The organism is Pseudomonas agronomica, assembly GCF_025917275.1.
Lineage (GTDB): Bacteria > Pseudomonadota > Gammaproteobacteria > Pseudomonadales > Pseudomonadaceae > Aquipseudomonas > Aquipseudomonas agronomica.
Genome location: NZ_JAOSHO010001079.1, coordinates 1 through 380, shown reverse-complemented (window position 1 = coordinate 380; position 380 = coordinate 1). Strand labels below are relative to the sequence as shown.

At 61.1% G+C, this 380-nt stretch carries 1 protein-coding gene; it reads left to right on the top strand.

Going from position 1 to position 380, the window contains the following annotated elements; translation table 11 throughout:
- The coding region (locus tag OC610_RS28990) for a DUF6124 family protein (protein ID WP_264433274.1) at positions 1-330 on the top strand (330 nt) is incomplete at its 5' end.
- Positions 331-380: the final 50 nt, after the last annotated feature.

Below are 380 nucleotides of genomic sequence, written 5' to 3'. Positions count from 1 at the left end.
AAACTCGAAGAAAAACGCCTCGAAGACGCCACCAACCGCGCCCTCGATTACTACCTCAAGCCCCATCCCGCCTCGCCGCCGGAACCTGACAAAGATCAACTCTTCATCGTCTCTCCCCACATCGACACCGAAACCCTGCTCGCCAACGCCTCCGAAGACCTGCTCTCCATCAGCACCATCGCCGCCGACCTGGCCGACGACATCGACGAATCACGCCGTTGCGTCGCCCTGGCAATCAGTCGCATGGCCGATGGGGTTCAGTTGTTGGTTGAACGAGCGCTGGATCATCTGGAAACGAAGGGGATGGCGGCGCCTGCAGCCAAGGGATAGGCCCGACATCGAGGCAAGCTAAGCCGACGCCATCGCGAGCAAGCTCGCTC